Source organism: Bradyrhizobium sp. NBAIM14 (assembly GCF_020193895.1).
Taxonomy (GTDB): domain Bacteria; phylum Pseudomonadota; class Alphaproteobacteria; order Rhizobiales; family Xanthobacteraceae; genus Bradyrhizobium; species Bradyrhizobium yuanmingense.
Genome location: NZ_JADYVQ010000006.1, coordinates 244,790 through 270,378 on the forward strand (window position 1 = coordinate 244,790; position 25,589 = coordinate 270,378).

Below are 25,589 nucleotides of genomic sequence, written 5' to 3' on the forward strand. Positions count from 1 at the left end.
CGCTTGCCGTCCGATCGCCCTCTAGAAGGCCGAGGTCGCGTCCTCTTCCGGCAATGGCCTTGGAACGACCGAGCTATCAACGTCGATCGAAGCACCGGCCTATTCTGCGGCTACTGTCGACGAATGCAGGAAGCGGACGACGTCCTCTGGTGCGAGTTGAAGCCGTAACTCTGCTCGGAGGGCCTCGAGACCGAAGATGTGCAGGTCTTCGTTGAAATCCCCCAGCCGGGGCGACAGGGTGATCGCTTCAACGCCGGCCTCTTCGGCGCGCTGGGTGAGAATCGCCTGTACGGCATCTCCGGCAGCATCGTCATCGCGGGCGATATAGAGCCGACGCAGGCCAGATGGCAGCATGATTGCTGCGAGATGATTGGCCGAAATCGCGGCAGCCATGGGCATGGTCGGCAGCACGTAACGCAATGAAAGCATGGTCTCAATCCCCTCGCCGGCGGCGAGCACGTCGCCCACCACACCGAAGCGGACGGCGTTGCCGAGCAGGTCACCCATAGCCCGTCGTGGCGTGTCGATCGGAGCCTTGCCGAGACGAACGCGATCAAAGCCGTCTGGATCGAGCCAGGTTCGGTGCGCTCCGGTGATCCGCCCCTCGAGGTCCGTGACGCGGGCAATCATCGCCGGCCAGGTCTCGGTGGGCGAATGCTCATCCGGTCGATAGTAGCAACGAGGGTGGAAGCGCAGGCTGCCACCATGGTGGATGTGGGTTATCCCGCGACGCTGCAAGTATTTTTCGACCACCGTCCCCTCGATCGGACTGGATATCGCAAAGAGCCGACGGGCGGCTTCCTGCGATCCAGCCGGCGCTACCGAACGAACGGGTTTCGAGGTCAGCTGGGGCACGGGACGAGGCAGCTTCAGAAACCGTCTCGCCTCCTCGGCGGCCGCGCTGAAGTCGCGCAACCCCCGGCATTCGCGGATGATGTCGAGGAGGTCGCCATGCTCGCCGGTCGCAGCGTCGGTCCACTTGCCGGCAGGGCCCTTCGGTGATTCCTGAAGCCGCACGAACATCGAGCGGCCCGGCTTGTTGCGGACGTCGCCGACCACCCAGTACCGCCCCGCGCGCTTGCCATTGGAGAGATAGTATCGGCACACGGCCTCGGCCTCGCGCGCGAGGCGGCATGCCAGTTCGCAAGGCGCGGGGGACATCACGCAGCCACCCGCTCACTGACGCGCGCGACCGGGTAGGTTTCGAGCACCTTTGTCAGGATCCCGACGCCGCTTTCGTCTGTGGGCACAAACATCCGCAGCTTCCAGGAGATGATCTCTCCAAAGAGGCCGTAAGCACGGAGGCGATCGCGCATCGTGTCGTTGAATCCCGATAGCTCGATGCGGCATGCGCCCATCACCCGGACGCGACGAAGCTGGAGCCCTTCCGCGAGATCGAGGAGGGTGCGTCCTTCCATCAAGGCCGCAAAGGCAGTGTCCGGCGATAGCGTAGGCGCGTCCGCCGCGAAGGCGTTTGCGACCCACGCCGCAGAAACCTTGCGGCCGATGATGCGCTCGCCCGCATCGGTCTGGAGCCGATAGACGCGGGTCGATTCGTTCGGCAAGCGTTTCCAGATGGGCAACAGCAAGCCGGCCACTACGTGGATCGTGCTTTCCGTGAACTCAGGCACCTCGGCGAGCTCCGCCAGCCAGGCCGCGGCAAAACGTTCGCGATCCGCTTCGACCCAATGGCTCTCCGCCATCATGTTCAGTCGGACTTGGTGCTGCTCCATAGGGCGGATCAGGCGGACGCGGCGCTCGATGTCGCCGTCGTCGAGCATGATGCTCGCGGCCGGAACCTGCACGGCGGCCCTTCCTGAGCGCTCGTTGATCAGCAGGACGGCAGGATTGGAAAGACGAGTAAGGGCGTCATCCAAACCAACGGGATGGTTACGCCGGCGCTGGATGACGCTGAGCAGCCGCGTCTCGGCACCTGTGCGCGGATGGACATAGATCGTCCGCCGGCCGCTGACGACAAAGCTTTCGGCGCGGAGCGTTTCCAATCCGACATCGTACGTGCCCGATGCGACCGCGCCCTCGATCCGGGCGGTCAAGAGCTGCTCGAAAGCAGTGAACAGGACATTTTGCAGGTCGATGGTGAGCGCCAACAACCTGTTCAGGAAGGTCGTGATCGGCGGCAGGTCATCCCTGAGCCCATTGGCATCTGTCAGCTTCAGGCCGGTTGCATCCTCGAACTTCTCGAGCGAACAGCCGTCGACTTTGCCGCGCACCAGCAGCATGTAGAGTTGACGCAAAGCATCGCGCCCGTACTGACTTTCGAGATTGTCCTCGGGCCGGAAGAGGCCCTGTCCTCCGGTCTGGCGCTGGCCGCGCGTAATGGCCCCCAATGTGTCGAGCCGGCGCGCGATGGTGCTGAGGAAGCGCTTTTCGGCCTTCACGTCGGTCGCGATGGGCCGAAACAGCGGGGGCTGCGCCTGATTGGTCCGGTTTGTGCGGCCGAGCCCCTGGATCGCAGCATCCGCCTTCCAGCCGGGCTCAAGCAAATAGTGGACCCGCAAGCGGCGATTCCGGGCCGACAGCTCGGCGTGGTAGCTCCTCCCCGTGCCGCCCGCGTCGGAGAACACGAGGATTCGCTTGACGTCGTCCATGAAGGCCGATGTCTCAGCGAGATTGGCCGAACCGGCTCGGTTGTCGACCACCAACCGGTCGCCCTTACGAATGATACGGCGCGTGCGGCCGGTCACTTCGGCGACCATGTCGGTGCCGAAGCGCTGGACGATTTGATCCAACGCGCCGGGTACCGGGGGCAACGAGGCGAGTTTCTCGATGAGGCGGCCGCGTCGTGCGACGGCTTCCCGGCTCTCGACTGGCTGGCCATCGCGATAGACAGGCCGAGAGCAGAGATTGCCCTCCGAGTCGGTGAAGGGCTCGTAGAGCTGGACCGGGAAGGAATGGGCGAGATAGTCGAGCACATATTCGCGCGGAGTGATGTCGACCTGGACGTCGCCCCAGTCTTCGGTCGGGATCTCGGCGAGCCGGCGCTCCATTAGCGCTTCGCCCGTTGAAACAATCTGGATGACGGCGGCATGGCCGGCGTCGAGATCGCGATCGATCGACCGGATGAGCGACGGCGTTTTCATCGAGGTCAGCAGATGACCGAAGAAGCGCTGTTTGGCGCTCTCGAAGGCGGATCGGGCCGCGGATTTTGCCTGCCCGTTCAGCGTTCCGGTCTCGCCGATGATGTTGGCGGCCCGCATCGCCGCATCGAGGTTGTTATGGATGATGCTGAACGCATCGGCATAGGCGTCGTAGATGCGAACCTGCTCCGGTGTAAGCTGGTGCTCGACGAGTTCGTACTCGACGCCCTCATAGGACAATGAGCGGGCGGCGTAGAGACCGAGCGCCTTGAGGTCGCGCGCCAGAACCTCCATCGCCGCGACCCCACCCTGCTCGATTGCCTCAACGAACTCGGCACGTGTGGCGAATGGGAAGTCGGCACCGCCCCAAAGGCCGAGGCGTTGGGCATAAGCGAGGTTGTGGACCGTGGTGGCGCCCGTCGCCGACACATACACCACGCGAGCATTGGGCAAAGCGTGCTGGAGCCTCAGGCCTGCGCGCCCCTGCTGAGAGGCCGCCTGATCGCCGCGCTCGCCCTTGCCACCGGCCGCATTCTGCATGGCATGGCTCTCGTCGAAGACGATCACTCCGTCGAAGTCGGAGCCCAACCATTCAACGATCTGACTTACGCGCGAAAGCTTCTCGCCACGCTCGTCGGTGCGTAGCGTGGCGTAGGTGGCAAAAAGGATGCCTTCCGAAAGCCGGATCGGTGTGCCCTGGCGAAACCGGGACAGAGGCGTAACGAGCAGTCGCTCCATGCCGAGTGCGGACCAGTCGCGCTGCGCATCCTCGATCAGCTTGTCGGATTTGCTGATCCAGACCGCCCGGCGGCGGCCATTGAGCCAATTGTCGAGCAGGATGCCGGCGACCTGCCGCCCCTTGCCCGCGCCGGTGCCATCGCCCAAGAACCAGCCGCGGCGAAAGCGGACGGCATTCTCAGCGTCGTCGCGCGCGGCCGCCACAACATCAAAGGTCGCATCGACGGTCCAGGAGCCCGCAAGGAATTCGGAAAGCGCCTCGCCAGCATAAATGATGCTCTCGACCTGGGCGTCCGATAGAACTCCATCTGCCACCAGACTTGAAGGCAGATGCGGACGGTAGGACGGCTTCGGCGGCGCAACGGACGCCATCGCCGCGGTAATCCGTACTCCTCATATAGCGCATCGGTGAGGCGGGCGCCTTCCGGCGGCGACCATTCGACGGTCTCGTACGTGAGCTCGACGCGATTTGGCGCTGCGCTTTCCGAAGTGGACGACAGACATGATACGGAAGCGCCCGCCGATCGGGGCATTGCAGGGCGGCTAACGATGTCGGCCACGACCGGCGCGGCGACGGGTAGCCTCGGAGGCACGTACTGGGTCACCCAATTGAGCAAGATGGCAACATCGCCGGCCATGCCCTGCGATGCAGGAAAAGCCTTCGGATCGGCAGCGGGCCACTTGTCGATTACGAGCAGCCTCGTGTCCGTCTGAGTGCCGTGCTTGGCATAGACGGCGCCGTCGATCGCGGCAGAGAACACGACCCGTCCGCGCTCCTGGAGGCGAACAAAGGCCTCTAGCCACGCCGGGTTATCCGGCGCAAGGCCTGCGCCAACGATGGCGACGAGGCGTCCACCATCGCAAAGGCGCGCGAGCGCCGAAGCGATATGCCGGAAAGCGGCGTCTGCCATCCGTCGATCGACATTCGCCACCGCGGAGAACGGCGGGTTCATCAGAACCACGCTCGGCACAACGTTCGCGTCGAGGTGATCATCGATCTGCGCGGCGTCGAACCGCGTGACCTCAACGTTGACAAACAAATGATCGAGCAGCGCCGCGCGACCTTCAGCCAATTCGTTCAACATCAGAGAGCCGCCGGCGAGCTCGGCGAAGATCGCGAGCAATCCGGTCCCCGCGGATGGCTCCAGAACGCGGTCGGCAGGCGTAATGCCGGCTGCGACGCATGCGGCCAGCCCAAGCGGGATCGGCGTCGAGAATTGCTGGAACGCCTGACTGTCCTCGGAACGCCGCGTATGGGTCGGCAGACAGCTCGCGATTCTCGCGAGCATTGGCAGCATGGCAGCCGTCGAGCCAGCCTTGGCGCGCATGGCCGGACCGAACTTGCGAAGAAATAGAACTGTTGCCGCCTCGCAGACGTCATAGGCGGTCTTCCAGCTCCAGACGCCGGCCGCGTCTGAGGCGCCGAAGGCTGCCTCCATGGCGCTACGCAGGACGGCGGCATCGATGCGACGGCCGCGTTCGAGCTCGGTCAGGAGCTGTCGCGCGGCCCTGATGGCGGCGGAGGTGAGATTTGCGGCGGCACGCATCGAGAGCGGCGCGGCGGCAGCGCCGCCGGCGAGAGATTCGGTCATGGCAGGATTTCTCGGGAGAGCAGGAACAGGTCGAACCGCGCGGCGCTCCCCTTAAGACCACGGCAATTCAAACCTTCCCGGCCCTGCTCTCCCTCTCAGCGCTCGCCCATAAAATGGGGACCGGCGTTACACACCGGTCTCCAGGCAACTGCGGGATGGCCCGAGCCATCCCGCTCTGTGTCACTCAGCCGCGTCGAGCTGTTGCGGGTCATCGTCGCCGGCGTTCTCCCGATCCTCATCGTCGGCGAGAAATTCGGGTAGCGGGCCTGCTTCAACCTCCGGCTCCACTGACGCCGCATGGGGATCGACGAGACGCAGCGGTTCCGGCAACCAGCCCGAACCATCGAGAAGACGTTCGGCCTCTTTGGCCATGTCGGCCTTCTTCAAGTGGGCGATCAGCTGCGCGGAAGATTCTCCCCTTGCTTCTCGCACGGCTTCCAGAATGCGAGGCTTGATGACCCCGCCAAGATAGTTGTCGACGGTGGGTCGCCAGCCGGCCTGCACCATGTCCAGCCCGACCGCGCGCGCCAGCACATTGGCCTGGTCGAGACGCGCGCGAACACTATGGGCGGAGACACGGCCCTGATCGTAGTGGTTGGCTGGCTCGTAGAGAGCGTTGACCGCAAATGACGCACAGTGAGCGAACAGGGACGCCTGAGCGGCACCGTCGAGAGCTGTGAGCGCATCCCACAGGTCCTTCTCGCCTTTCGGCAACCGTGCTTTCCAGGACTCAGGCGGCGCCTCGACGGTCTTCGCGGACGCGCTCTCCCTCAGGCCGGGGGCTTGAGCGGGGAAGGTCGGCGTGCGAAGTCCGATCTCAAGGGGACTCCCCGTCGACGAGAACCCGTAGAAGGCAGTCAGCACGAAATTGTGCAGCACCGCCTGGAACGCGATCGCCGGATTTTCCGCCAGCGCATCGCGCAATGCCAGTGTACGATGTGCGGTCAACTCGGTGATCAGCCGATCCGGCAAAGGTTTGGCCGCGTCCTCATCATCTTCTTCAGTGTCAGCAGCGCTACTTGCGACCGCGATGACGTGCGCTGAATGGAGCTACCCTCCTTCCCCTCGACCGGCTGCGCATCGGTGCCCTGCCTGACGTCAGAATCGATCGCGGACATGTCGTCCTCCGACCGAACATAGCCCCGATCCACCGACAGGCGCCCTTCGGAATCGATGCTGACGAAGACGCCAGTGCGGACGATCTCGGCCGGCTCGTAGATCATCGATCGGTGTTCGAATGCGAGCAGTGCCGCTTCGATCTTGCCGAGCCGCTGGTCGACCTCATCGGGCAGTTCGTCGGCATCCTGATAATCCGATTCAAGCTTAGTATGCTCGCCGTTGGGTGCGTCGATGGTGGCCTGCTCCTCCGGGGTGAGATCCATAGGTTTGCCCTCGAGTTCGCGGAGGCCGTTGGTATGGCCGTAGGGGAAATCGACCGCCACTGAGATCCAGTTCCAACCCTCGGTTGCGATGCTTTCCGCCTCGAGCTTCAGCTTGTCGGTAACAAGACGGTCCAACAAGGCAAGGTCCTGCAAATATCCGCCATCGTCCTGCTCGAACAGATCACGCAAAACGCCGCCGCCTGCCTGTTCGTAAGCCTCGAGGCCCACGAACCGAGCGCGGCGATCGGACGCACGGACCGTTAGTTCGGTCAGCAAGCGCCGGATCTGGTATGGCTCGTCGTAACCCGAACGACTGACCTGCTCCCAGACTTGCTCCTGGCGAACATGATCGGCTGTCACCGAGAACGCCATCAGTTGCTCGAGCGTCATACCGTCGTGGGCATAGATCTCGTGCAGCTTGCTCGAAACCGAGGCCAGTCGAAGCCGCTGCTTCACGACGGCCGGGTCACAAAATGCCACGCAGCGGTCTTCCTCGCTCATGCCACCTTGCTGGAGGCGCTGGAACGCGCGGAACTGATCGAGGGGGTGGAGGCCGACTCGCTCGTCATTCTCCGCAAGCGAGTCATCTTCCGCGATACCCTGGTCCCGAACAACGCACGGAACCGCTTGCGTCTCCGCCATGCGCTTTTGTTTCACAAGCAGTTCGAGGGCGCGATAGCGCCTGCCGCCTGCAGGCACTTCGAACATGCCCGTCTCGTTCCCTTCGGCATCAACGACGGCACGGACGTTGAGGCTTTGCAGGAGGGTGCGCGCCGCGATGCTTTCGGCGAGTTGCTCGATCGAAATGCCCGCCTTCACATGGCGAACATTGGATTGGCTCAGCACCAGCTTATTGAAGGGAATGTCGCGTGAGGGCGACAGGGTGATCTTCTGGACAGCCTTCGTGATGTCGAGTCTCCACGACGGGCCGCCGCGAGCCTCTCTCGGCCTTCAACCCGTCGCGAAAACGACCCTGCCCTCTCACTCGCTTACCCGCGGTGGCCGAGGAGACCCTCACGCTGCCTCCTGTTCCGCTCTCTCCGTCGTCATGTCGCCAACCTCCTCCGGCAAGAACCCAAGGAGATAATCCGCAACCTTGCTGGCTTGCGAGGCAGCTCGCACAATAGCACGATTGTCCTCTCGCAGCACCTCAAGCCAGGAGCCGATATAATCGGCATGTCGCACCGTCGGCACGATGCCGAGCGAGGCGCATCCGAATGCGGATGATATCTCCGCGATCAATTCCTCAAAGGCATACTTCTTGCTTCCGTAGCTTCCCGACAAATCGCGACTCAGACGCGATGTATGGCCGCTAGCATGCGCCAGCTCGTGAAAGGCCGTCCGATGCCAGTTGATCGGCTCGAAATAGGCTTGTGGTGGCGGTACCTGCACATAATCTTCTGCCGGCATGTAGAAGGCGCGGTTGCCGCCAATGCGGAAGTCGATCCCGGTCGCCTTGATCAGGTATTCAATCTTTGGCTCGATAAGGCCAGGTGGCGGAGGTGGCGTCGTTGCGATCTCCGAAGGCAAGCCTTCGCACTGATCGATATTGAAGACCGTGAACCGCTTGAGGAACGGGATGGCCTGCGCTTCGTCACCTGTTTCGCTGGCGCGCCGCTTTTCGTCGGCCGGCACAAACCGGTCGGCATAGACGACGCTCGTGCCGCGCTCACCCTTGCGGACGTGACCGCCGAGCGAGAGCGCCTGACGGAAGGTGAGCCAGCTCTGACTGGTGAATGCGTGTTCGGTGGCAGCCCCCCAAAGGATTAGGACGTTGATGCCGCTGTATTGACGGCCAGTGGCGGCGCTTTCCGGCATGGCCAATGACGCCGCCGCCGCCGCCGAACCCCAAGGCTGTACCCACGGGACGCGGCCGGCTTCAAGCTCGCCGATAATTTTGTTGGTGATTTCGTCATAAAGGCTGGTTCGGTCCTCGCCGGCGCGTGCCCGAAGATAGTGTCTGGACATAACGGATCTCCGCGACGGGCGCCGCGAGCCTCTCTCGCAGCCTGTAACCCGTCACGGCAAAACCCGGCCGGCACTCTCACTTTAACCTTCTTCAGGCGAAATCGAGGCCGCGTGATTTGCGAGAGCTCCTCACCCACACAAATGACAGAATGCGAAATCTGCGACGCACTCCGTCTTTCGTTCCATTCTTCGGGATGGCCTCGCGGTGCTTTAGGGCCGCAGGCCCCACCAGGCGTGGGCCAACGGCGCATCGCCTCAACGCAAAATGGCACCCGGAGAGCGTGAGCATAGCGACCCGAAGGGGCACGCGGGTCCGAGTGCGGCGACGAGACCGGTTCAATAGCGGCACCCGGGAACGGGGCAGTGATAGCGATCGCCGAGAGGCGAGCCGCTTTCCCGAGTGCCCCCGGCGAGAAACTCCGCAGGCCTTGCGCGAGGGATCGAAGCCGGATGGCCGAGACGCAAAGCGGCTCGGTTCACGAGACCCCGGTGCGGCGGAAGCCGCACGCGCAAAGCGGAAAAATCCGCTAGTCTGAAGATCTAGATGTCCTCGCGCGCATGCGTCTGCGCATCATAGATCCTGATTTGAAGCATGGGAAAACGTTTCTTTAGTTCTTCTCCACCTGCCCTGGCGCCGTCTCTGGTTGCAAATTCGGCTTTGAGTCGGCCATCCACTTCGAGTGCGTAACCAGAGGCCGGCGGTTCACGGGTAGCTGCAACCATTTCATTCCCATTGCGTAGTGAAGGGCTTAAAATGATGGGTAACGTGAGTCGCCAAACCGCGCTAGTCCCACTCCCCGAGCGCGGTGATCGGCGCACCATGTGGATTGACGCTTCGCCGTGCCCAAATGGGCACTGGAGATACAAGGCGCGCTGAGCCCCGGCCGTCCTTGAATGCGGCGACGGTGCGGGTATCGGTGGACGTACCCTCCCTACCGCAAGGGCGAGAGTATCCTTGTTGCGCCACGTGCGTGGGTTGGAAAAGTAGCGGACAGGCGCGCACCGTGCACTCTCGCACTAGTCAGCTTCTCGAAAGCCAACCGTCCTAAAATTCGAAGCCGATCTTTAAGGGCCAACCGAAGAGGCTTTGTTCTCATAGGAGCAAGGGAGAGCATAATGGATTCCAATCGGATAAACGGTGCCGGCTTGCCAGAGTTCCCAACGGGGTACGCCCGCTCACAGGAGGATCATGAGCTTTTCAGACAAGCTGTAAACGACGTCGGGCGGCCGCTCGCCGCTGTACCGGCAAAGCCCCCGATTTGGAGTTCGAGCGCTCCATACGGGAACTTTGCACGCGATGGCTACTCCTGGAACAACGATGTGTGGGGCAGTGGTGCCGGGCCTCAGACCATTTCAGTGTATGGACCGAACCGGTGGAGCGTGTGGTCGAACCAGCCTCGAACTGGTGGCATCAAGAGCTATCCGCATGAGGCCGTCCATATCGGGAAGCCGCTCAGTGCAATCAACACCTTGAGCTCGACCTTCAATCAGGACGTTCCTAACAGCGGCGCTTGGGACACCGCCTATGATATTTGGGACAGCTCAAACCAGCATGAGATCATGATCTGGACAAACTACACCGGAAACTCGGACGGTAGCGGCAACGTTAAGCCGATTTCTTATCATTATCGGCAGGATCCCTCCGGGGCGGCGATCCCCGTCTACACTAACGTCGAGGTGGGAGGGACGACCTGGAACGTGTTTCAAGGGAACAATGGTCACAACGTCATCTCGCTCGTGCCCACTTCGAAGAGCAATAGCGGGACAGTGGACATCAAGGGCATCCTAGAGTGGATCAAGTCGAAAGGCTACTTCGGCGACATAAACGTCGGTAGCGTCCAATACGGCGTCGAGATCACCTCGTCCCCAGGCGGAATGGACTTCAAGTTCAATAACTGGACTGTGACCTCAAAGTGAAGATCCAGTTCTGTTCGCCTCAGTCAGCTTTCTGTCACCGTTATCTCGACGACGGGCGCTGGTGTACTGGCGTAGCCTTGCGGACGCGTTCATTTGCAATGAACGCGTGTGTTGCTAGCTGCGGAAGATAGCACAGGTCAGATTTTTGGCACAGTCCAGATGGTACCTGCCGGCTCTGAGAGCCAGATGCATAGCGCTCAAGTCGTCAAACTGCTGGTTGGAAGAAGTGCACGCCGTCGCGGTATCGGGCGCTGGCTGCTGTCGGCTGGGAAAGATATTGTTGACGCTCAGCACGACCACAAGTTCTGCTGCCGAGCGTCTTTACGCCAGCGAAGGATGGCAGCGGGTGGGGTATCATACCGGGTTGTGTGCTCGCCTCTGACGGAACCTATCGCTCGACGACCTTCTTCTACAAGAATCTCTGATACTGCGTTGCTAGATCATTGCTGACGGGCTTGGTATTCATATAGACAAGATCGTCGGGTCGCGTCCCGATAACCATCATCGTCGGGGAGCATCGCTGACATTGCAGCCTTGTTCATGGTTTGTGAACAACGACAACGGGATCTCCAGATGAGAATATCAAAACTGAGCAGACGGTGGATCATTCAACTGCTGGCACCGCTTGTAATCACAATGACTTGCATGAGCGCCGCTGAGGCTAGTTGCAGTCCCGACGCCGCCGGGCCGACGATCGGGATTTAAATTCCATGCGCATGGGCTGCGGAGACTGAAGCAATGCCTAGCAATGCGCTTGACAAGCTGCCCCAGCTCCTAACTGCCGCGTTAAAAGACTTCTTCGTCGAACATCGAAGCCCGTAAATCGGGGCGCCCGGTAGCGGCACTAAGGGAAAGGGGCTCGCCTCTCGGCGATCGCCATCACTGCCCCGTTCCGCCTTCGGCGCGCGCCGCCCGTGGGAGGCCGGCGTTCCCCTCATCGCATAGAACGAGAGGATCCGTCCTCCCTTCAGCGTGTCGCCGACGGTCGCCTTTGCAGCAGGTGACGCCATGCGATCAATCCGACGCCTGAGGCTTCGGCCTCCGGCTCCCATTGCGCAATGTCGGAGGCGATGACTTGGCCTATTATCGTTTCGCAGAAACCGGGGCCGACTCGATTACATTTGAGACGAACGCGTCAGAGCCGCCGATCCGAGTATGAGGCTTGGAGCATTGCTAAACTGCGGTGAAGTTTTACCAGGAAGACCTGAAGCGCCGGCGCCGGGCGACCGGGATCGTATCTGTGGGACAAACGCGATGGCAAAGGGGTAAGGGCGAGAATTGCACAAACTAAGCGCCTCAGTTCGCGCGCGACGGATAGCTCGCAATCTTGCGAGTGAGCTGCCAAGTTCGACCGTGTTGGTCTCGGCTAATTGCTGCGCTCGCTGCTTAGCCGCCTCCTCACCAGCGCAGCCTTACGCAGTGCACTATATTCCCGTCGGGCTGCGCTGCGTGCATGTCTTTGGTGGAGGTCGTCATCGGTCATGCTTATCTGATCGCGACCAGCGGCCGGCGTATTGCCTAGTTGCAACGTTCCTGTATGGACATCGCTCGGATCTTATTCCCCGCCAGTTGCGCTCGACGATAGCTATAATCAATTTTTCAGTGGCGATCAGAGCCAGCTCCATTTTTTCCTTAACAATGGTCGACGTATCTCGACCGATACTGTCGAGGTGGTTCAGGGCCATCGTTTTGAAGCTATGGGCTAGGCGCTCCTCGGCATCGTCACGTGCATAGTCTACAATAGTATCCAGGTGGGCGACGATTTCAGCCCGTTGCTCGGTCGGTTTTGGTCCGTCAAGCAACGTTATCGCTCGAATAAAGGACTCCTCAATGGGGATCATATCACGTCTCCTTTGGACTGTGGTTGGAAGCAGTGATTCCAGCTCGCACCGTTGGTGAAGATTCAGCGGAAAGGCGGGGACTTCAAGCGGCTTACCGCTCCGAAAAACGGCCAGCGCAGGGGTGATTCGGCGCTCACGCCCCCGAAAGCACTGTCTCTACCACCAGCCGTCGCCCTCGGAGTTAGCAAGGCTGGCCACCTCGGCCCCCCAGAGGCTGAACTCCCAAAGGGTGCTGCTAATTATCGCGGAGAAGGACTGCAAGGTACCTACCAGGATTGGTTGGCGCCGATCTCATGTGGTCCGCGATTAGGCAGCTGGTGGGGGTATGGGTCGTGGCCGTGTGTCCACTCGATTCCAAATTGGTGGTTCTCCCTTTGAACGAGAACCTAAGCGTCGTGCCCTGCCTTTCCGCTCGCGTGGACGGCATCGACCGCGGCGCGGATTGCCTCCTTCTGAGTAGCGTATGGGTCGGCTATCGTCGCTCGCAGTCATTTTGGCCACGCCGTGGAATCGTGGTGGCTGGCTCACGCAATCTTTGCTGGCGCTCTGCAGGCCGATCGCCGACAGACGGCAGCCTCGCGAGCTGAGGAAGAAGGCCTGGCCTTTTTGGGAAACACAGTATCGCCTTCAACCGCCAGACGGGACACCGCATCAAGTACGTGAAGGTCGATGCCGACACCGGCGACGAGGTGCCGAACGAAGACATCGCCGGGGTTACGCGCTCGAGAAGGGTCAGTACATCTAGGTCTCGAAAGAGGAGCTCGAGGAGATCGCGCTCGAATCGACACGTACCATCGAGATCGACGAGTTCGTCGACCGGCCCGACATCGATCCCCGCTACCTGATCCGCCCCTACTGCCAGCGCCCGGACGGCTAGGTCGGCCACGACGCCTTGGCCGTGATCCGTGAGAACATTCGAGAGATGGACAAGGTCGCCATCGGTCGGGTGGTGCTGACCAACCGCGAGCATATCATTGCGCTCGAGCCGATGGACAAAGGCCTTGTCGGCACTCTGCTGCGCTACCCTATGGCGTGCGCAGCGAGCTGGAATGCTTCGACGAGATCCGTCGAGGACTTGCCCCTCCAGGGCGGCGGCCACGAATTCCGGCGGCTGAGCGCTAGCATAACCGCTCATTAGGTTGGCGGCATGACCCAGCTTGAGCCGGATCCCATCGCTGCCATTTTCGCGCGGATCGAGGGCGACGCCTATGCCGAGTTCTTGTCCGACGTCAGCGAAAACGGCGTGCGCGAAGCGGTCGGCGTGTTCAAGAGAAATATCCTCGACGGCCGCAATCGCTGTCGCGCCGCCGTCGAGACCGGCGCCGATTGCCCGACGCGCAACTATTACGGTGACGATCCGCTGGGATACGTCATCAGCCTGAATTTGAAGCGTCGACACCGACAACGATCCGAGATCGAGATGTTGCTCTCTCTCGGAGAGATTTAATCGCGTTAGGGCTTCTTCTCGAATTCGAGCGGGCCCACGTCCCGTTCGGCAGCCCAATTTTCAACCCTCTGGTCTACGTCATCCTCCGCATGAGCTGAATCTGCCACGTCATAGACTGTGAGCACTCCGTCCCACTGCGCCCGCCGAGAGCCAGCGCGCGATGTGTGCGGCGCGGGCAGCCGAACAGTTCAGGCAGCGACAGGGGACGGCCGCGCAGAGCAAGGCGGCGGTGGCACGGTGGGACGGCGAGGTGGAAATCAGACGCCTCCACGCGGATACGTCCCTGTCATATGATGGTAGTGCTGAAATGGTCGAGCAGCTTCGGGCAGGCGCAACGATCACCGCGTTTCCAACTCCTATGGTCGCCACCTGGCGATAGCTTCTTCGTCAGCTTACCGACAGGTAAGTGCTTCAGAGGTTACAACGTATCGTATGGACTAAGTCTACTCAGTCCTGGCAAGGGAGTATGGAATGGATCCTTTTGAGGCAGGACAGATTCTGCGCGCCGATGGGATCTCTTCGAACGAACAAAAGGGGGCAGGAGCGGAGATCCTCCCTGATTCGCTCCAGTATCTCGAGCTCAGCGACAATCAATTGACGAGTCTGCCGGAGGGCTTCCCCGCTATGCTCCATACTTTCGCCGTTAGGGGCAACCAGCTAACCAGCTTACCTGAGGCGCTTCCGCCCGGGCTCGTGCTCCTCCTCGCTAACCATAGCCAGCTAACCAGCCTACCCGAGAACCTACTGACGCATTTGAGCACTGGTGCCGAGTTAGATGTGTCTGGAGATCCGCTGCCGGAGCAGGTGCTGACGAACCTGCATACAGGCTCGATTTCGTGACCACCGCGGTGTACCACCGATTCGGCCCGCCACGCGCGGCGAGCATCAGAACAGCGAGGCAGCCATGGCAAAACCGTTCCCGTCGAAGACCCATATCGGCAACCATATGCTGCATCCGGAAACCCTGATGCTGACCTATGGCTATGATCCGCAATTGTCGGAAGGCGCCATCAAGCCGCCGGTGTTCCTGACCTCGACCTTCGTGTTCAAGACCGCCGAAGACGGCCAGGACTTCTTCGATTACGTCGCCGGCCGGCGTGAGCCGCCAGAAGGCATGGGCGCGGGCCTGGTCTATTCGCGCTTCAACCACCCCAACAGCGAGATCGTCGAGGACAGGCTCGCGGTCTACGAGCGCACCGAGAGCTGTGCGCTGTTCTCCTCGGGCATGGCGGCGATCGCGACCACGATCCTCGCCTTCGTCCGGCCCGGCGACGTCATCCTGCACTCCCAGCCGCTCTATGGCGGCACGGAAACGCTGCTGACGAACACGCTGGCGCGCCTGTCGATCGGCGCGGTCGGCGTTGCCGACGGCATCGATGAGGCCTCCGTCAGGCAGGCCGCGGAGGAGGCGACGGGGAGGGGGCGGGTTTCGATGATCCTGATCGAGACCCCGGCCAATCCGACCAACGGCCTCGTCGACATCGCGATGATCCGCCGCATCGCCGATTCCGTCGGCAAGGCCCAGGGACACACGCCGATCATCGCCTGCGACAACACGCTGCTCGGCCCGGTGTTTCAGCGGCCGATCGAGCACGGCGCGGACCTGTCGCTGTATTCGCTGACGAAGTATGTCGGCGGCCACTCCGACCTGATCGCGGGCGCCGCACTCGGATCGAAGGCGATCATGAAGGGCATCAAGGCGCTGCGCGGCGCCATCGGCACCCAGCTCGATCCGCATTCCTGCTGGATGATCAACCGCTCATTGGAGACGCTGAGCCTGCGCATGGAAAAGGCCGATGCGAATGCGCGCCTGGTCGCGAGCTATCTGCGCGACCACCCCAAGGTCGCCAGGGTTCATTATCTCGGTCATCACGAGCAGGCCTCGCCCTCGGGGCGGGTGTTCGCGAGACAATGCCTGGGCGCGGGATCGACCTTCTCGTTCGACATCGTCGGCGGCAAGGAGGCGGCCGTGAAATTCCTCAATGCGCTGCAGATCCTCAAGCTGGCGGTGAGCCTCGGCGGCACCGAGTCGCTCGCGAGCCTGCCCGCGACCATGACCCATTCCGGCGTTCCCGCCGACATCCGCCAAAAGATCGGCGTGCTCGATTCCACCATCCGGCTGTCGATCGGGATCGAGAACCCGTCGGATCTGATCGCCGACCTCGCCCAGGCCCTGAATGCGGCTTGAGCGGGGGATCAAAGCGGATTGGACGCGCGGCATGCCGACATGATCGCCGCGGCAGCCTCGCTGCTCTGCGCGCCCGAGAGCTGCCGCACGACGCAGATGTAATAGCCCTTGCTGGATGCGTTCAGCAGGGAATCGCCGGCAGGCCCGTCATCTCACTCGGCTTAGAGCCATTTGGAGACGGCGCGACCCGTGGGCCAACGAACGAAACCGACTCCCAATTGTCGCCTGATCCCGTGCCCGACCGCGATCACCGTGCTCCTGCTTTGCATCTGGTTGGAGCAGTTGACCTCGACTCAGTTATGGTCCTCCGCTTCCTTGCAATCACGATGGTTTCGGCCGGCGTTGCCGCCCCCCCTCAGCCTTCGCCGGCTCGAGCGCGATTGGAGCGTCTTTAGCCGCTTCGCGCACCGTGCGCCAGACGTTCTCCGCCGCTAGATCGTGCTTGTCGGCCTCTACAGGGCTTGGTCGGGTTGGCACTAGACCCACCTGCGCCGGTGTGGTGATCGCCCATCGCATCTTGTGGACTTCCCTCTGGCAGTGAACCCCCTTTAAGGACGGGCATTTGCATCGTCCGAATAGGCAGACGGGCTTCCGCTGGCGCGGATGCATGCATGGGAGAGCCACGGCCCGATCTCACTGCCTTGCACAGCGCCTGCTCCGTGCGCTGAGCCGCCGCGGAGTGGCTGGCCTTGAGACTTTAAGCCGCCTGGAAGTGCAATTGTGGAACGGCTGCAACCAGCTTCCTCGTATAGGCTTGCCGAGGCCGTAAAAATACGTCGTCGGCTCCGCCGGCTTCGACGGTCACGCCGTGATTCATGACAAGAACACGGTCGCTCAGGTGGTGCACGACGCCGAGATCATGTGAGATGAATAGATAGCTGACGCGCAAGTGAGACTTGAGATCGCCAAGCAGATCGAGAATTTGCGCCTGGATGGATACATCAAGTGCCGCGACCGGCTCGTCACATACGATGATCTTGGGGCGCGGAGCAATCGCGCGGGCGATCGCAACCCGCTGGCGTTGACCGCCCGACAGTTCGAGTAGCCGCCTGGTTCTGAAGCTTGGTGACAGCCCCACAAGATCGAGCAACTCGCTGACCTCGGATCGTCGACTGGCTCTGTCGAGGGGATCTCCGCGGCGCCTCGCCAAGGCATCATCAATGACGCGCTCGATGCTCCAGCGCGGATCGAATGAACTTAGTGGGTCCTGGTAGATGACCGAGATATCCGATCGCCGCTGGCGGCGCTCTTTCTCAGTCGCTGCAGTCCACGGCGCACCTTCGAGCGTCACCTCTCCCAGGTCTGGCCTTTCGAGCGCGAGCGCCATGCGTGCCACGGTCGTCTTCCCAGACCCTGACTCGCCGACGATACCAAGCGTCTCTCCAGCGCCGAGGCGAAACGAGACATCATTGACAACGGTACGCAGCTTGCCGTCCGGTCCACGAAAGCGCTTGACGAGCCCTTCCGCTTCAAGCAGCGGTCTACTACGCTGTGCGATATCCGATTGGGCCAGCGCTTTGGTCACGTCGCGTTCAGCCGAGATGAAGCGCGGCGCCTTAGAGGACGAAAGACGGCTGCCGCGTGACCGGACGGATGGGATCGCCTTAAGAAGGCTTCTGGTATAATCGTGTCTTGGATTGCCAAAAATCTGTTCTGATGAACCATGCTCGACGATTTCACCGTGTCGCATTACGATGACTTCGTCGGCCATCTGCGATACCACGGCAAGATTGTGGCTGATGAGGATCATGGCCTTCCCGCGTTCGCGGGTCTCGCTGAGCAGATCCAGGATTTGCGCCTGGATCGTAACGTCCAGCGCCGTCGTGGGCTCATCTGCGATCAAGAGAGCTGGATCGAGAGCGATCGCCGTCGCAATCAAGGCTCGTTGTCGTTGTCCGCCTGACAGCTCATGTGGAAGCTGCCGCGCCTTCACCGCCGGCTCGGGCACGCCGACGAGCTTCAGAAGCTCAAGCACCCGTTCTGTCAACTCTGCGCCTGTCCTGATTGCGCGGTGAACAGTCAGGGCTTCACCGATCTCCTTGCCAACCGGTCTTAGCGGATCGAGCGACACCAGTGCGTCCTGTAACACGAAGCCGATACGCTTGCCGCGCAGGGCTCTCCATTCCGTGTCACCCAGGTGACCGATACTCTTCCCTTGAAAAGTCAGGCGGTCAGCTTGGACATGAGAACACGCCCCCGTAAGACCAACCAGCGTCCGGGCCGTAACGCTCTTGCCTGAACCAGATTCACCGACGATCGCAACGCACCGGCCTTCCTCAACCGTAAAAGAGACCCCCTTTACCACAGCTCGCCGCGAATGGGCCGGCCCGAAGGAAACGTTGAGATTTTGTATCGTGAGCAACGGGTCGCTAGCGGGCGGCAGTGTGGCGTCTTGCCGGAAGGAGGCTGCGGGATAGGTCACATTCATGAAAGCTCGATCCTTCCTTCCAAGCGTTGCTGAACGTACTGGCCGATGACAGTCACGGAGAGCGCAAAGGCAGCGATGGCGATACCGGGCATGACCTCGAGCCACCAGGCATAGATCACGTAGTTACGCCCGGCATTGAGCAGCGCGCCCCATTCCGATGAGGGGGGCGCAACTCCCAAGCCTAGAAAGGAAAGACCGGATGCCCAAATGATCGCTTGCCCGACACCGAGCGTGAACATTGTCGCAAGCGGGCTGATTGCGTTGGGGAGAATATGCTTGAACAGGATGCGTCTCGGCGAGTGGCCTAGCGCCTTTGCCGCCTCAACATAACCGGTCGCTTTAACGCTCAGAACCTGCACCCTCACCATCCGCGCATATCCGGGCGATGTTCCAAGGCCGACTGCGATGACCAGCGTCGGGACCGAGGTGCCCAACAACGAAACGAAGAGAAGCGCAAGAAACAGAGTGGGGAGAGCGAACAAGGCGTCGAACAGCCGGCTGAGCACATTGTCGATCCAGCCGCCAGACAGGCCCGCCGTCACGCCGAGTGCAAGCGCGAGGGCAAGGCTGAGCGCAGTCGCACCTAGCCCAATCGAGAGAGACTGACGTGTCCCCGCCACGATGCGGGAATAGAGATCCCGTCCGGACTGGTCCGTCCCCAGCCAATGCGTCAAGGAAGGGGCCTTGAGAGGTGACGTCAGGCTCAGCACTAAAGGATCATGCGTCTGAAGCAGTTTCGGCGCAATCGCCGCGATGAGGAAGAACGCCATAAACAAAGCCGCGACATAGACCCGAACCGGAAACCTACGGGCGCCCGTCAGCACTCTTGCAGTTATGAACGCCTTTGCATGTCCGGCGGAGCTAGTGGCGAAACTCATGCCTCTTTCATCCTGGGATCGACGAGCTGCACCGTGAAATCCACGATCAAGCTGGTAGCGACAAACAGCGCTGCTGAAACCAGAACCACCCCCGAGACGACCGGGACATCCCGTGTCGAGGTTGCTGCAACAAGGACGCCGCCCAGCCCCTGGCGGCCGAAGACCGCTTCGATCAATACCGCGCCGGAGAGCAGCTTCCCTATGATCCAGCCGGAAAGCGTGATCCCCGGCAAGGCAGCATGGCGCAGAGCGTGACGCAAACGGACACTGAAATCTCCCGTGCCGCGCATTCTCGATGATGTGATGAAAGGCTGATCAAGAACCCGTGTGAATTCACTCAGGACCGCTTGACCAAGGAAACCGTAGATTTCCAGGGCCAGGGCCATCGTCGGCAGAACGAGGCCCATGAGCGTGTTGCCGCCGACGACAGGGAACAAGCGAAGCTGGATCGCGAAAACGACCAGCAGGATTGTCCCCAGCCAATAGGGCGGCAGTGTTGCGAGGAAGACCTGAAAGCCGCCTAGCGCCTTGGACCATATGTTGTCACGCCCGGCGAAAAGAACCGTTGTCGTGATCGTGATGATCCAGGCCGTCAACATCGCGGCAAAGGCGAGTGCAATCGTCGGTCCGATCTGGCGCGCAATCAGGTCCGTGACAGGTTGATATTGAACGTAAGACTGCCCAAGATCTCCGTGCATCACGTCCCTTATATACTTTCCGTATTGCGCGATGACGGGTTGATCGAAGCCATATCTGGCGTTGATGGCAAGCAGCTGGTCCCGAGGAATCTCTCCCACGTTTCCGGTATTTGCATTGAAGATGATCTGGGCGCGTTCGCCGGGCATCAGAAACTGCACAAAGAAGGTGAACGTTGCCGCGGCCCAGACCACAATCAGGCCGGACAAGAGCCGCCGCACCAGCCAAAAGCTTCGATTGCCTATCGTCTTCACCGCATTCATTTCTTGCCGGTGAAATATGCGTCCGAGAAAACGGGCTCGCCCACCGACCCGCTGTCGAGCCAGATGTCCTTCACATTATTGGCCAAAGCGAGGGTGACATCCAAAACCGTGTAACTCAGGGACGGCGCGTTCTCGACGATCCGCCGTTCGGCCTGCTGATAAAGCGCGATGCGCTGCTCCTTGTCAGCGGCCTGTTCGGCCTTCTGGATGATGTCCCACAGCGGCAGATCCTGATAGCGGGATGGATTGAAGGGATTGCGCACACCATTCAGGTCCGGCTTGTACGAAATCCGATAGATCTCGGCGCCGGGCGCAACCCAATACAGGGGAACGATCTCATAGTCATTTGGACCAAAATTCTTTCCGGCCCAGAAATCAGCTTGGTTGGTGGGCTGGAGGCGCACGTCGAACCCTGCAGCCTTCGCTTGCTGCTGGATGATCTGCAGGACCTGATCGCCATCCGGAGGCGAAAAGGCGTTGGTGTAGGTGATGCGTATGATCAGCGCTTTGCCGTTCTTAGCTCGGATGCCGTTTGCATCGCGCTCCGTCCAGCCGGCCTCATCGAGCAGCTTGTTCGCCTTCTCGATGTCATAGGAATAGGATTTTGAGAGGTCGCTGACATATTCCGGGGAACTTTGGCTCAAAGCGAAATTGCCCTCATAGGGCAGCGAGCCGAGAAACGCCGCTTGCACGGCAGCACGCCGGTCGGAGGCGTAAGCAAAAGCCTGCCTGACACGCAGGTCGTCGAACGGCGGTCTCTCCGAGTACAATGCAAGCCGAAGCGGCGTTCCGCCCGTGAGGTGACGCACGATCTTGAACCGCGAATTGGCCTCCTGCCAATTGACGGCCGGGATATGATAGACAACGTCGGATTCGCCGGTCAGAAGTGAGCCGTAGCGTATCGTGGGGTCAGCAAGAAAACGCCACTCGATGCCTTCCACATAGGCTGGGCCTTGATGCCTGGCCGTCGCCGGCGCCGAATTATAGTTGGGATTTCGACGGAATATGACGTTCTTGCCGCGATTCCATTTCTCCACGATGAACGGACCTGAACCCACCGGGCTTTCGCAGTTCACGGCCTTGCCGCGCTTCAGCGCCGTCGGCGACAGGATACCTTGCGAGGACTGCGTAAAGACATTCAGCAGCGGCTCGAATGGCGTCTTCAAGGTGATCTTGAGCGTCAGCGGCCCGGTCACCACCGCGGATTCGAAGACGCCCTTGAGATAAGGGCTGGCTGTGGGGTTCTCCAGCTCCGGATTGTCGCTCAGCCATCCATTAATGTTATCGACGACCGCCTGGGCGTCCAGAGGCGTCCCGTCCGTGAATTTGATGTCGGGCTTGATCTGGAAGGTGTAGGTTTTTCGGTCATCCGAAACGCTCCAGGCGGTCGCAAGCCAAGGCAGGATCCTTCCGTCTTCAGCCCTGGCGACCAGATTGTCGCTGAATTGACGCTGCAGGTACCATTGCTGCACCCAGCCACCATAGAGGCACGGCGGTTCCTGGAAGTGACCGTACCGGATGATCCCGCCCGATTGTGGCTTGCCAGCAGAAGCATCTTCCGCCTTCACGGCATCCGCTATGGTAAGGCCAGACATCGCGACGGCGATGATTGCGGCGTGAGACGTCAAACGACGGTTCAGATTTTTGAGAAGAAACGCCGAACGAACGGCAGCCGGCTTAGACATGATAAGCTCCGATTGCGATAAAGGAGAAGCACTCAGGCGGCGGAGACCTGGTCGGTGGGCTCGCCCTGCAGTGGAATGCCGAGGTGCTCGCGCAGCGTTTCGCCTCGATAATCCGAGCGGAACAAGCCGCGCCGCCGGAGAACGGGCACGACATGATCGACGAACGCAGCAGTGCCGTCGGATAGAACATCCGGTATGACGTTGAACCCGTCCACTGCGCCAGCCCGGAACCACTCTTCGAAGGAAGCGGCAATCTGCTCCGGCGATCCAACCAGCACCCGGTGACCGTAAGCAGGCGCCTCGACGATGATCTGGCGGACTGTTTTGCCGGAGCGCACGAGCGCTTCCACAGTGCGATACTGGCCGATGGAAAAAGCCGCGTCCGCATGTCGCGGCAGCCAATTGAGGTCGATTGGTTCGTCGATCTTCAGCCTTTCGGCAGGAATACCGAAACGACTGGCCAGCCCATCAACGGCAACGTCGAAGTTGAGAAGGTCATCAAGTTCCGCCTTGCGCGTGATCGCTTCCTTTTCCGTTCCGCCGACGAACGTGACGACGCCCGGCATGACGAGGGGCGCCCTTCGTCCATGTTGAGAAGCAAACGACCTGAGGCGATCGGCCTCCCGCAAGGCGATTTCCAAATTGCCTGTCGATGAGAACACGGCATCGGCGCTTCGGGCCGCGAACTGAAGCCCTTGATCCGATCCGCCGGCCTGGAAAATAACCGGCTGCCCCTGCCTTGAGCCCGGATGTGTCAGGGGCCCGCTGATGTCGAAGAACTCGCCGGCATGCCTCGTCGTCCGCAGCCTGCTCGGATCACCAAACCGCCCGGACGCTTGGTCCAGAATAAGGGCGCCTTCTCCCCAGCTATGCCAAAGGGTTCGCACGGCCTCCACGAATTCTTCAGCGCGGCGATAACGGTCATCACGGGATTGCTCGTGGCCGCCGAAGCTCCTCGTCGTATAGACATTGGATGTCGTAACTGCGTTCCAGGCCGCGCGGCCGCCACTGACAACGTCAAGCGACTGGAATCGGCGCGCGAGGTTATAAGGCTCGTTGTACGTGGTGGATGCCGAGCCGATCAGACCGACAAATCTTGTTTCTCGTGCGATGCTGGCAAGCGTAATCGTCGGCTCGATGCCATTGAGGGGTGGGCTTTTGTCGATTGCCGGATTGAGCGCTGGCGTGTCGGCGAGGAAGACCGCGTCGACCTTTCCACGCTCGGCGAGCTTTGCGGCTCGCACGTAATGCTCAATATCGTAGAATGCCCCAGGAGGATTTCCGGGCCACCGCCACGCTGCTGCATGTCCCCCAGCGCCATGCAGGTTCAGGCCAAGGTGAAGCTCACGTCCAAGCGGCGACGTCATCACGCGATATATCCGCCACGGGTAGTGGTAAGCCGGAAGCTCAAAAACGTCATCGCACTCTTCTCAATCTTCGGTAGCCATGAGCGCGTCATGGCGCTTCAACATTGTTGAGGAGCCGACCAGCGTCAACCACGCAGGAAAAATAAGAATGCCTGTTTCAATTCGTGCCGCCGGATAATTGATTTTTGTTGGAAATGCATCACGGCGCGGAACGATAAACTCCGCGACTGACAAACCCCATCTTTCTGGTTTGCAGTCACATCGATGGAGCGATATCGGCGACCAACTCAGAGCCACATACACACATGCGCTGCAAATTTATCGAGGCGTTAGCGACAAGAGCGTCATCTGTACCCTGCGCAAAACGATTGTATCTCAGGCGGATGGCTCCCGGAACAGAAGGGCGCGATCGTGTCGCAATCAGGCTTACGCGTTCTGATGTTTCAGGACTGACGCCGTTCAGAATTGCTGCTCGCCCTCGCCTGGCAAGATGATGGCGCGTCGTGCTCTGAAGTTTCCAGCCGTGGCCACAAGCCGAGCCATCATCGGGGCAAAGAGTTGAAAGGGATCACTGATCGGCTGTCCCGTATCGATCGACCTTGCTCGTTCACGTTTGGGCGGTGCGCCGGAGGCGCATCGCCTTAAGAGAATTGGTACCCGCAGGAGCGTGAGCATAACGACGCCGAAGGCGGCACGCGGGACCGAGTGCAGTCGCGAGACCGGTTAAAAAGGACCCGAGCTCGGGGCAGTGATAGCGACGCCGGAATGCGATGACGGCGGGACCCGAGAGCGAGTGCCTCCGGCGAGCGGCTCAATGCGGATTTGCGTCTCCTTGGTATCAATTTTGCTTTTGTGGTATCGTCTCACTCGTGCGCATGTCTATGCACGGTGTGGGCATGTTCACTGAGAGCCAATTCTTACAGAGGACGACATGGCCAAGAAAGCAAAGAAGGCAAAGAAGACCGCGAAGGCAGCTACCAAGAAGGTGGCAAAGAAGACTTCAAAGAAAAAGAAGTAGTCATATCGGACTGATCTATTGCCGCCTCCGGGTCGAAACCCGGATGAGAAGCGAGACCTCCCAAAGGATATGAAGCGTCCTTTGCAGCCGTTTGGTATCGCGGCAAGCTGAGATAAGGCCGGACCTTTGTGCAGGTGGCTGCTGCATAAAGGTCTGGTTTTTCGTTTCTGCCCCGCGAGGGCGTGATCTGGTCGTGCGCAAGGGATCGAAGCCGCATGGCCGAGACGCTGCGCGGCTCGGTTCACGAGAGCCCGGTGCGGGCGACAGCCGCACGCGCAAAACGACAAGGAGCAACTAACTGAGCTCGGACGTCTGAAGTGTCGGAAAACGGTTTCTCTAGTTCGTTCTTGCCCACCCTAGCACCTCGCCAAGCTGAATATTCCGCCTTCGAAAAACCACGAGATCCCACGATCTCGAATCCCAGTCGTGTGTTAGCGATGGGGAACGTCTGCGGGACTAAACGATTCGTCTCAGCGTGGGAGAACCTTTCAATGCTGATGACCAAGCAGAGACGGCCGGCGATCCGCACCCTGCGCGGTTGGGCGATCAACGTGCTGAACGAAGCCGGCGCCATCCGCGAGTGCGAGGAGCACGGTTGGATGCAGGACCGCGCCGATCCGCATGCACGAGAGCGCGCCTTCGATATCGCCCATCAGGACCCGCCAGCAGACGTATCCCGTGACGCAGCGGAGGCCGCGGTTCGCGACCTGCTGGACTCGATTGGTGATACCTGCCCAGAATGCCCCCCTGACGAGGAGGACCGACGCTAAGCACCGATGCCAATCCGTCTCCTACTCAGCGGCCTAGCCGCCTTTCCACGCGCTTCCGCGTATTGCCGACCTTTTTGACAGCCTTCTTCACCGCCGGCGCCGACTTACCTGTCTTCTTCGCCTCGTACCGCACTTCGTAGTCCTGCCCGCCGGCCACCCGTGCCCGGTCCTGCTTGCGTCCGCGGGACGTCTTCGACTTTTTCGCTGCCGCCATGGATACCTCCTGTTCGTGGCGTCGAGGCAGCGCAACAAGGATTCGCCGGTTCCGGAACGATTCGAACTGTGCCAATTTGAATCGCCTGTAGCGTGGAGT

Annotated in this window: 16 protein-coding genes and 4 pseudogenes; 8 read left to right on the forward strand and 12 right to left on the reverse strand. The window is 61.0% G+C overall.

Annotated features, from left to right (window positions below; translation table 11 throughout):
• Window positions 1–99 precede the first annotated feature (99 nt).
• The 4 genes and pseudogenes from I6F28_RS17730 to I6F28_RS17745 form a co-directional block, all read right to left on the reverse strand.
• Window positions 100–1,161, reverse strand: coding sequence for a DUF7146 domain-containing protein (locus I6F28_RS17730; protein WP_225128629.1), 1,062 nt, complete (start codon window positions 1,159–1,161; stop codon window positions 100–102).
• Window positions 1,161–5,428 (reverse strand): annotated as a pseudogene (locus I6F28_RS17735) (strawberry notch-like NTP hydrolase domain-containing protein). The gene I6F28_RS17730 and the pseudogene I6F28_RS17735 overlap by 1 nt, the downstream one beginning before the upstream one ends.
• A gap of 180 nt (window positions 5,429–5,608) precedes the next feature.
• Window positions 5,609–7,719 (reverse strand): annotated as a pseudogene (locus I6F28_RS17740) (ParB/Srx family N-terminal domain-containing protein).
• A 105-nt stretch (window positions 7,720–7,824) separates the two neighbouring features.
• The gene (locus I6F28_RS17745; RefSeq protein WP_225128631.1) at window positions 7,825–8,778 is read right to left on the reverse strand and encodes an ArdC family protein; all 954 of its coding nucleotides are present in this window, start codon (window positions 8,776–8,778) and stop codon (window positions 7,825–7,827) included.
• 1,116 nt (window positions 8,779–9,894) lie between these two features.
• Between I6F28_RS17745 and I6F28_RS17750 the strand changes: the two genes are divergently transcribed.
• Together I6F28_RS17750 and I6F28_RS37795 are read left to right on the forward strand one after the other, a co-directional pair.
• Window positions 9,895–10,695, forward strand: coding sequence for a GH12 family glycosyl hydrolase domain-containing protein (locus tag I6F28_RS17750; protein ID WP_225128634.1), 801 nt, complete (start codon window positions 9,895–9,897; stop codon window positions 10,693–10,695).
• Between the two features lie 108 nt (window positions 10,696–10,803).
• A complete protein-coding gene (locus I6F28_RS37795; protein ID WP_368736795.1) occupies window positions 10,804–11,145 on the forward strand; it encodes a GNAT family N-acetyltransferase in 342 nt (113 codons plus the stop codon).
• 1,022 nt (window positions 11,146–12,167) lie between these two features.
• Here the strand turns inward: I6F28_RS37795 and I6F28_RS17755 are convergent.
• Window positions 12,168–12,536 (reverse strand): hypothetical protein, encoded by a 369-nt coding sequence (locus tag I6F28_RS17755; RefSeq protein ID WP_225128636.1) that lies wholly within the window; start codon window positions 12,534–12,536, stop codon window positions 12,168–12,170.
• Window positions 12,537–13,165: 629 nt separating this feature from the next.
• On the opposite strand from I6F28_RS17755, the pseudogene I6F28_RS17760 reads away from it, so the two are divergent.
• The 5 genes and pseudogenes from I6F28_RS17760 to I6F28_RS17780 form a co-directional block, all read left to right on the forward strand.
• A pseudogene (locus I6F28_RS17760) lies at window positions 13,166–13,604 on the forward strand (Ku protein); the annotation flags it as partial.
• Window positions 13,605–13,683: 79 nt separating this feature from the next.
• Window positions 13,684–13,983, forward strand: a complete 300-nt coding sequence (locus I6F28_RS17765; RefSeq protein WP_225128638.1) for a ParB N-terminal domain-containing protein — start codon at window positions 13,684–13,686, stop codon at window positions 13,981–13,983.
• Window positions 13,984–14,454: 471 nt separating this feature from the next.
• Window positions 14,455–14,823 carry a hypothetical protein gene (locus tag I6F28_RS17770; RefSeq protein ID WP_225128641.1) on the forward strand — a complete coding sequence of 123 codons (369 nt, stop codon included), beginning with the start codon at window positions 14,455–14,457 and terminating at the stop codon, window positions 14,821–14,823.
• A 64-nt stretch (window positions 14,824–14,887) separates the two neighbouring features.
• Window positions 14,888–16,171, forward strand: a complete 1,284-nt coding sequence (locus I6F28_RS17775; RefSeq protein ID WP_225128643.1) for a cystathionine gamma-synthase family protein — start codon at window positions 14,888–14,890, stop codon at window positions 16,169–16,171.
• 225 nt (window positions 16,172–16,396) lie between these two features.
• A pseudogene (locus I6F28_RS17780) lies at window positions 16,397–16,606 on the forward strand (nickel/cobalt efflux protein RcnA); the annotation flags it as partial.
• Between the two features lie 262 nt (window positions 16,607–16,868).
• Here I6F28_RS17780 and I6F28_RS17785 read toward each other — a convergent pair.
• The 6 genes from I6F28_RS17785 to I6F28_RS17810 form a co-directional block, all read right to left on the reverse strand.
• Entirely contained in the window at window positions 16,869–18,599 is a 1,731-nt protein-coding gene (locus I6F28_RS17785; RefSeq protein WP_225128644.1) for a dipeptide ABC transporter ATP-binding protein, read from the reverse strand.
• Complete coding sequence (locus I6F28_RS17790) at window positions 18,596–19,477, reverse strand: ABC transporter permease (protein ID WP_225128645.1); 882 nt, start codon at window positions 19,475–19,477, stop codon at window positions 18,596–18,598. The genes I6F28_RS17785 and I6F28_RS17790 overlap by 4 nt, the downstream gene beginning before the upstream one ends.
• Window positions 19,474–20,436, reverse strand: coding sequence for an ABC transporter permease (locus I6F28_RS17795; RefSeq protein WP_225128646.1), 963 nt, complete (start codon window positions 20,434–20,436; stop codon window positions 19,474–19,476). The genes I6F28_RS17790 and I6F28_RS17795 overlap by 4 nt, the downstream gene beginning before the upstream one ends.
• Window positions 20,433–22,121, reverse strand: coding sequence for an ABC transporter substrate-binding protein (locus I6F28_RS17800; protein WP_225128647.1), 1,689 nt, complete (start codon window positions 22,119–22,121; stop codon window positions 20,433–20,435). Before I6F28_RS17800 ends, I6F28_RS17795 begins: the two co-directional genes overlap by 4 nt.
• A 32-nt stretch (window positions 22,122–22,153) precedes the next feature.
• Window positions 22,154–23,488, reverse strand: a complete 1,335-nt coding sequence (locus tag I6F28_RS17805; RefSeq protein WP_225140391.1) for an NtaA/DmoA family FMN-dependent monooxygenase — start codon at window positions 23,486–23,488, stop codon at window positions 22,154–22,156.
• Window positions 23,489–23,551: 63 nt separating this feature from the next.
• Window positions 23,552–23,722 (reverse strand): hypothetical protein, encoded by a 171-nt coding sequence (locus I6F28_RS17810; RefSeq protein WP_225128649.1) that lies wholly within the window; start codon window positions 23,720–23,722, stop codon window positions 23,552–23,554.
• Window positions 23,723–24,997: 1,275 nt separating this feature from the next.
• Between I6F28_RS17810 and I6F28_RS17815 the strand changes: the two genes are divergently transcribed.
• Entirely contained in the window at window positions 24,998–25,276 is a 279-nt protein-coding gene (locus tag I6F28_RS17815; RefSeq protein WP_225128650.1) for a hypothetical protein, read from the forward strand.
• 25 nt (window positions 25,277–25,301) lie between these two features.
• Here the strand turns inward: I6F28_RS17815 and I6F28_RS17820 are convergent, their stop codons facing one another.
• Window positions 25,302–25,490, reverse strand: coding sequence for a DUF3606 domain-containing protein (locus I6F28_RS17820; protein WP_225128651.1), 189 nt, complete (start codon window positions 25,488–25,490; stop codon window positions 25,302–25,304).
• Window positions 25,491–25,589 lie beyond the last annotated feature (99 nt).

What these genes read in the sequence shown, in the direction of transcription:
- I6F28_RS17805 (WP_225140391.1), bottom strand. Translation starts at nt 23,488, where the DNA reads ATGACGTCGCCGCTTGGACGTGAGCTTCACCTTGGCCTGAACCTGCAT.
- I6F28_RS17775 (WP_225128643.1), top strand. Translation starts at nt 14,888, where the DNA reads ATGGCAAAACCGTTCCCGTCGAAGACCCATATCGGCAACCATATGCTG.
- I6F28_RS17785 (WP_225128644.1), bottom strand. Translation starts at nt 18,599, where the DNA reads ATGAATGTGACCTATCCCGCAGCCTCCTTCCGGCAAGACGCCACACTG.
- I6F28_RS17755 (WP_225128636.1), bottom strand. Translation starts at nt 12,536, where the DNA reads ATGATCCCCATTGAGGAGTCCTTTATTCGAGCGATAACGTTGCTTGAC.
- I6F28_RS17765 (WP_225128638.1), top strand. Translation starts at nt 13,684, where the DNA reads ATGACCCAGCTTGAGCCGGATCCCATCGCTGCCATTTTCGCGCGGATC.
- I6F28_RS17790 (WP_225128645.1), bottom strand. Translation starts at nt 19,477, where the DNA reads ATGAGTTTCGCCACTAGCTCCGCCGGACATGCAAAGGCGTTCATAACT.
- I6F28_RS17800 (WP_225128647.1), bottom strand. Translation starts at nt 22,121, where the DNA reads ATGTCTAAGCCGGCTGCCGTTCGTTCGGCGTTTCTTCTCAAAAATCTG.
- I6F28_RS17770 (WP_225128641.1), top strand. Translation starts at nt 14,455, where the DNA reads ATGGATCCTTTTGAGGCAGGACAGATTCTGCGCGCCGATGGGATCTCT.
- I6F28_RS17750 (WP_225128634.1), top strand. Translation starts at nt 9,895, where the DNA reads ATGGATTCCAATCGGATAAACGGTGCCGGCTTGCCAGAGTTCCCAACG.
- I6F28_RS17815 (WP_225128650.1), top strand. Translation starts at nt 24,998, where the DNA reads ATGCTGATGACCAAGCAGAGACGGCCGGCGATCCGCACCCTGCGCGGT.
- I6F28_RS17745 (WP_225128631.1), bottom strand. Translation starts at nt 8,778, where the DNA reads ATGTCCAGACACTATCTTCGGGCACGCGCCGGCGAGGACCGAACCAGC.
- I6F28_RS17795 (WP_225128646.1), bottom strand. Translation starts at nt 20,436, where the DNA reads ATGAATGCGGTGAAGACGATAGGCAATCGAAGCTTTTGGCTGGTGCGG.
- I6F28_RS17820 (WP_225128651.1), bottom strand. Translation starts at nt 25,490, where the DNA reads ATGGCGGCAGCGAAAAAGTCGAAGACGTCCCGCGGACGCAAGCAGGAC.
- I6F28_RS17730 (WP_225128629.1), bottom strand. Translation starts at nt 1,161, where the DNA reads ATGTCCCCCGCGCCTTGCGAACTGGCATGCCGCCTCGCGCGCGAGGCC.